Consider the following 6,625-nt stretch of genomic DNA (forward strand, 5'->3'; position numbering starts at 1 on the left):
CCAAAAATGTGGTCGCCCAAAAATGTGGTCGCCCAAAAATGTGGTCGCCCAAAAATGTGGTCGCCCAAAAAGTGTGGTCGCCCAAAAATGTGGTCGCCCAAAAGTGTGGTCGCCCAAAAAATGTGGTCGCCCAAAAATGTGGTCGCCCAAAAAGTGTGGTCGCCCAAAAATGTGGTCGCCCAAAAATGTGGTCGCCCAAAAAGGACATGCCAAATTTGTTGTCTGGAATGTTTTGCCGGTTTTAGAAACATGTCATTGTTGGATCTGATAATTATTTTAGGCGAACACAAGATCGTTTTTTTTATTATTACAGACAAGATATTTGGAATAATGATATTTAGGGCGCCCACAAGGGGCGCCCCTACGAATAATATCATTGTGACGTCGCATATGGCAGATCAACCAGCCATATGCATCATCATCATTTTACAATTTCGCGATATTTTCAAGCAACGGCTTTGCGCAGCTTGCATTTAGGGGCGATCATGCATGTATTTTGCATCTACAATTCTTATCATTAACTTTATCAAAACCTAAAACATAAGCAACCATGGCGCGCAAAGGCTTTATTATTCACGATCAGCGAGCGATTTACTTTTTGACATTTACCGTTTCCGGCTGGATAGATAGTTTTAGCAGGGAATCCGCACGCGCCGGCTCGGAATACTTAGGTGAGGGGTTATCCTAAAAAATCAATAAGTATTTTGTAAAACAGATGGCAAAAGATTGCGGAATAAAAGTAGATGTACATCAATGAAAACACTAATTAAAATAATATTAATCAACGCAGTTTTGTTTGTTGCAGCTTTATTTCTCTGCCTATTTATTGAGTTCAACTTCGTATATAAACCCAATGGGAATGATTTTATTATTTCCTGGGATGTTTTTGGGGTATTCGTTTTTGTACATTTAATTATCAATCTTTTGTTTTTAACTAAAGTAAAACAGAATAGTATCACTACCATTGTTGGGAGTTGTATCTTTATTCTGATTTTATATGGGCTCTTTGCAAGTCTTTATATATAATATATAAGTCGTGTAGCCCGGTATTTTATACCCGCCCCAGTTGCGTAGTTTAAAATTGATTGCTGTTAAAGCATAAAAGTCCGTAGATGCAATACGGACAGCAGGTTTAATAGCATTGGAGAGACCCTCCTATGATGAAAGTAAAAGCAATTGCCTGGAACTTTGGAAACCAATTTGTAACACTACTAATTTTTTAATAAATGTATATAATTATCAAACCTGAAGTAGCGGGAGGGATAGGGGAAAGAACCATTGGAAATTTAAAAGCTCGTCCGCCAGTTGTTGAAAAACTTAACTATGAATTTTTTGGTTGGATGGGTGATGATATAGTAACGTCACTGCTTTGCTTTATTATGACGGAAAGATTAAAAAATAAAATTTGTGAAGAAGAACTAAGCGGGATAACTTTCGACGATGTCCTTATTACCAAGTCTCAGGAGTTTTTTACTTTTTTTACAAATGAAGAATTGCCGAAATTTTATTGGGCAAAAATAAATGGGGTATTTGGCTTGGATGATTTTGCAATTGGGAGTAATTTAAGGTTGATAATTTCTGAAAAGGCATATGAGATACTTAAATTATTTAATGTTAACCATGCAGTCTTTGAGGTGATAGAAGAAATTTGAAAAAGTGGAAGTGGCGGCAGTGGGGCACGAGAAGTCCACCTCTTTGGGCCTTTACGCGGATTCTCGCGCCAGAGTGGGGGGCAAACCAACAGGCAAACCAAACAAGTACTTAAACTCAAACAATCAACTTTAATCGAGGACGTGGCTATGAATACGTTATATATAATCTTAGGAATAATTTTACTTGCATATGGCATTTGGCAAACGATAACTACAATTAAAGTTTTTATGGTAGGGAAACAGGATTGGCTGGGAGCAGACATTAAAATATTGGGTGCTGGAATCATGGCCATTATTGGCGGAATAATAATGATTTTGAAAAATATATAGTCGCCGTCCTGATCTAAGTTTAGCGTAACTTAGACCTAAAATATTGCAAGCATTTTGCTTGTGAACATTGCCTGGCCGAGCGCCGGGCTTTGTTATTTAATGAGCATAAGCTTTTTTAGCTTTAAAATCCTCCTCTGGCGCGCCAATGACGATAAGACCTGTGGGCAAAGGCTTCTCGTGCCCCGCTGACAGGTAAGGTAAGCCGTTATAGGGCCTGTACGAAATATTAAGGGGTGGACGGCGTCCCGCGTAAGCGATTGCAGTGAAAAGCCCGCAGCCCCGGTAAAAACAATAAAAAAGGCCTTAATTAACCGGGGCGAGGACTTGTAACGGAAAGCGCGGCCTCCTTTTTCTACCAAAATGGAGATACGCCCAAAAGTACAGCAGCTAAGTTTTTATTTATACCCTTACAGGGCTCCCTTCGACCATATTGTATGATCGTGGCCCTTTGTTTTCTGCAAACTTTCTCCGTTCCATCTTCCGGACTCTCCCGACTTTTTGGACTTTCCAGACCTCTTCACGCTCCCCCAAAATACTTTTCCGCCATCATACTAAAAAAAGAGCAATTAAGTTTTACCTTTGTCCCCTGAAAAATTTTGGCCGGATTGCATAAAACTAGGCGGAATTGGGCTGCTGCAGCTCATTTTACAGGTGAAAACGTGCCGTTTTACGGCACAATTAATACGTTTTAGCCATAGTTTATTCTTAAAAACGAATGAACCAATGCGCTATTGCACTAATGAACGTTAGTATAATGGGATATAAGGACCAGATAGACTTGTTGAAATTGCCGCTGCATATTGCTATTATTATGGATGGCAATGGTCGCTGGGCGAAAGACAAGGGCAAGCTAAGGGTATTCGGCCATCATAGTGGTGTAGTTTCTGTGCGCGATATTGTTGAAGCATCAGTTGAGCTGGGAATTGAATACCTTACGCTATATACTTTCTCTGCCGAGAACTGGAACCGCCCCAAACTGGAAGTAATGGCCATTATGGAATTGCTGGTAAGCACCATTGATAAAGAGATCAACACATTTATGAAAAACAATGTGCGCTTAAACGCCATCGGCGACCTGGAAATGCTGCCTGATAAATGCCGGGTTGAATTGGAAAATGCCATTAAAAAAACATCGGTTAATACCGGCCTTGTACTTACGCTTGCGTTAAGTTACAGCTCCCGCCGCGAGATTTTACGCGCCGTAAGGAGCATTGCCGTGCAGGTTAAGGCCGGTGAATTGCGATCAGAAGACATTAATGAGGAAATATTTGAGAATAATTTATTTACAAAAGACATGCCTAATCCTGAATTACTGATCAGGACAAGCGGCGAATATCGCATAAGTAATTACCTGCTTTGGCAGATCGCTTATGCTGAATTGTACTTCACATCTAAATTATGGCCCGATTTCAGGAGGGAAGATTTGTTTGAAGCGATACTGGATTATCAGAAACGCGAACGGCGTTTTGGGATGACAAGTGAGCAGCTCAACTAAATTTTTCCTTTTAACACTTTTTAACAACTGTATAAATTATTTTTAGCCCACTAAAATATTCGAATGAATAAATTTCTTTTTGCTCTTATTTTCTCTATAATGAGTACCGCTGCACTGGCGCAGATATCGAGCCAGCCGAGGTATTCGCTGTCAAAATCAAGTTTACCGGCTGATAGTTTAAGTTACCTTGAACCAAAAGATTATATTATTGGGGGGGTTACCATTTCGGGAACCAAAAACCTTGATAAAGATGTATTGCTTACCATATCAAAGTTAAGTAAGGGCGACAAGATCAATTTGCCAGGTGAAGCGAATGCTAACGTGATTAAAAACCTTTACTCGCAGGGCTTGTTTGATGATGTGCAGTTAAACATCACCAAAGTAAACCTGGACACCATATATCTTGAAATTGTGGTTGTGGAGCGCCCCCGTTTATCGCGCATGCACCTCAGCGGTATCCGTAAAGGTGAAATTGAGGATGTTGAAAAACTTTTATCAGACAAAACCGGTAAAATTGTAAACCAAAACCTGTTAAGTACCACTTCAGCCATCATTAAAAAACACTTTAATGAAAAAGGTTTCCTGAATACAACGGTTATTATAAAACAAAAGAAGGATCCGGGAGACGCTAATAGTGTAATTTTGAATATTGCTATTGATAAAAAGCAAAAAGTAATGATATCCGAAGTTTCCTTTGATGGAAATAAGGCCTTTTCGGAAAGACAACTTCGCAAATACCTTAAAAAGACCCGCACCCGTAAGTTTTATAACCTTTTTGGCTCACGCAAGTTCAAACAGGATAAATACGATGAGGATAAGAAAAGCCTGATCACTGAAATGCAGGATAAAGGTTACAGGGACGCCGAATTGATAAGCGATACCGTTTTTAAAACCGGCGACAATACAGTTGGTATAAAAATTAAATTGTTTGAGGGGCATAAATATTACTTCGGTAATATCAAATGGTCGGGCAACGCTAAATACCCTTCTGATATCCTCGGCAAGATCTTAAAGTTAAGAAAAGGCGATGTTTATAGTGAGGATGAATTAAATAAGCGGTTAACCGGGCCAACCCCGAACGATGATGATATTTCATCTTTCTATTTGAACGATGGTTACCTTACTTACCAGGCCGATCCGGTACAAACAAAAATTTATAATGATACTGTCGACCTTGACATCAGGGTTTACGAAGGGCCGCAGTATACCATTAACCGGGTAATGCTGAAAGGAAACGATGTAACCAACGATAAGGTGGTGATGCGGGAGATCAAGACGAAACCCGGTCAAAAATTCAATAAAGCATTATTGATCCGCAGTACCCGTGAAATTGGTCAGCTGGGCAATTTCGATGAGCAAAAAACTGAACCGAAGCCAACCAATATCAATCCGCAGGATGGTACTGTTGATATTGTATATAACGTAGTTGAAAAACCTTCGGACCAGATCGAACTTTCGGGCGGTTTTGGCGGTGGCCAGTTGGTGGGTACGCTGGGCTTAACGTTCAATAACTTTTCGTTAAAAAATATTTTCCATCTGAAAGATTACAAACCATTGCCCAAAGGCGATGGCCAGAAATTGAGTTTAAGAGGTCAGTCAAGCGGAAGAACCTATCAGAATTTCTCGTTCACCTTTACTGAACCTTGGTTGGGCGGTAAAAAACCAATTTATTTTGCATTATCAGCTTATACCCAGTTAAGTTCAACCGGGCAATATTACGCGCCTACCAATCCTTTGTACAATAAATTAAGGATCAACGGTGTAGGCGTAACGCTGGGTAAGCGTTTAAACTGGCCTGATAATTACTTCCAACTGAACTACTCACTGAACTACGACCACTACAGCCTGGATAATTATAATGGTTACCTGTTTTCAAACGGTACCTCAAACAATATCAAATTAACACAGGAGTTACAACGAAACTCGTTGGATGCGCCTATTTATCCAACCAGTGGCTCAAATATTAAATTAACGCTCCAGGGAACGCCTCCTTACTCTTTGTTTAATAGTATTGACTATAAGATAGCCACGCAAGAACAGATTTATCACTTTGTTGAATATTATAAAGTTAAATACGATGCGCAATGGTTCCAGCGGATTACCGGTAAACTGGTCTTAATGTCGCAGGTCAGGTTCGGATTTTTGGGCGAGTATAACTCTGCTGTTCCTTCTTCTCCGTTCGAACGGTTTAAGGTGGGCGGCGACGGTATGGCAAGTTACCAGTTTTTGCAGGGTAGCGATATTATTGGCCTAAGGGGTTACCAGAATTTTACTATTATCCCGGTAGGTACAAACTATACAGCCGATACAAACCCGGGCAGTACCATTTATAACAAATTTACGTTTGAGCTGCGCCACCCGGTAATACAAAGTCAGTCAGCCACTATTTTTGCTTTAGTTTTTGCTGAAGGCGGAAATGTTTGGAATTCTTTTGATAAATTTGATCCGTTTAACGTAAGGCGCTCAGCAGGTGTGGGAGTTAGGGTATTTTTACCTATTTTTGGCTTGCTTGGTTTGGATTATGGATATGGTTTTGACGCGATACCGGGAATACCGAGCGCCAACAAAGGCCAGTTTAGCTTTTCAATCAGCCAGAGCTTAAACGGCGGTTTCCAATAAATAATTGGCAAAATAATTGCAATGAAGAAGATACTCCTGGTGCTTGGTTTTACGTTAGTAGCTGTAACAACGGCCTGGGCTCAGCGCCTGGCTTATGTTGATTCGGACTATATTTTAAAACAAATGCCCGAATACGCATCGGCCCAGAGGCAGCTGGAGGCACTTTCACAGCAATGGCAAAAGGAAGTTGACCAGCGGTACCAGGAAATTGACCGTTTGTACAAAGCCTACCAGGCCGATGAAGTACTGATGACTGCGGATATGAAGAAAAGGCGTCAGGCCGAAATTGATGATAAAGAGAAAAGTGCGAAGGAATTTCAGCGGCAAAAATTTGGACCTGATGGGGAATTAACGCAACGCAGCAATGCAGCCATTAAACCCATACAGGAAAAAATGACTAAAGCGATACAGACAGTTGCTGAAACCGATAACATCGACATGATTTTTGACAAGAACAGCGAAATAATGATGCTCTATGCAAGTCCCAGGTATGACAAAAGTGATGATGTGATCAAAAAGCTCGGATTAA

General features: G+C 40.5%; 6 protein-coding genes. All 6 read left to right on the top strand.

Annotated features, from left to right (window positions below; genetic code table 11):
• A partial coding sequence (locus tag QZY09_RS11400) for a hypothetical protein (RefSeq protein ID WP_295672465.1) occupies positions 1 to 268 on the top strand: 268 nt, incomplete at its 5' end.
• Positions 269 to 1,226: 958 nt separating this feature from the next.
• The gene (locus QZY09_RS11405; RefSeq protein ID WP_295672467.1) at positions 1,227 to 1,652 is read left to right on the top strand and encodes a hypothetical protein; all 426 of its coding nucleotides are present in this window, start codon (positions 1,227 to 1,229) and stop codon (positions 1,650 to 1,652) included.
• A gap of 147 nt (positions 1,653 to 1,799) precedes the next feature.
• Positions 1,800 to 1,982: a hypothetical protein gene (locus tag QZY09_RS11410; protein WP_295672469.1), complete on the top strand. Its 183-nt coding sequence runs from the start codon at positions 1,800 to 1,802 to the stop codon at positions 1,980 to 1,982.
• A gap of 754 nt (positions 1,983 to 2,736) precedes the next feature.
• Positions 2,737 to 3,477 carry an isoprenyl transferase gene (locus QZY09_RS11415; RefSeq protein WP_295672475.1) on the top strand — a complete coding sequence of 247 codons (741 nt, stop codon included), beginning with the start codon at positions 2,737 to 2,739 and terminating at the stop codon, positions 3,475 to 3,477.
• A gap of 63 nt (positions 3,478 to 3,540) precedes the next feature.
• Entirely contained in the window at positions 3,541 to 6,096 is a 2,556-nt protein-coding gene (gene bamA / locus QZY09_RS11420) for an outer membrane protein assembly factor BamA (RefSeq protein ID WP_295672471.1), read from the top strand.
• A gap of 21 nt (positions 6,097 to 6,117) precedes the next feature.
• Positions 6,118 to 6,625: OmpH family outer membrane protein (locus QZY09_RS11425; protein WP_295672473.1), on the top strand; the 508-nt coding region annotated here is incomplete at its 3' end.

Source organism: uncultured Mucilaginibacter sp. (genome assembly GCF_903913935.1).
In the GTDB taxonomy this organism is placed as follows: domain Bacteria; phylum Bacteroidota; class Bacteroidia; order Sphingobacteriales; family Sphingobacteriaceae; genus Mucilaginibacter.

What these genes read in the sequence shown, in the direction of transcription:
- QZY09_RS11405 (WP_295672467.1), top strand. Translation starts at nt 1,227, where the DNA reads ATGTATATAATTATCAAACCTGAAGTAGCGGGAGGGATAGGGGAAAGA.
- QZY09_RS11410 (WP_295672469.1), top strand. Translation starts at nt 1,800, where the DNA reads ATGAATACGTTATATATAATCTTAGGAATAATTTTACTTGCATATGGC.
- QZY09_RS11415 (WP_295672475.1), top strand. Translation starts at nt 2,737, where the DNA reads ATGGGATATAAGGACCAGATAGACTTGTTGAAATTGCCGCTGCATATT.
- bamA (WP_295672471.1), top strand. Translation starts at nt 3,541, where the DNA reads ATGAATAAATTTCTTTTTGCTCTTATTTTCTCTATAATGAGTACCGCT.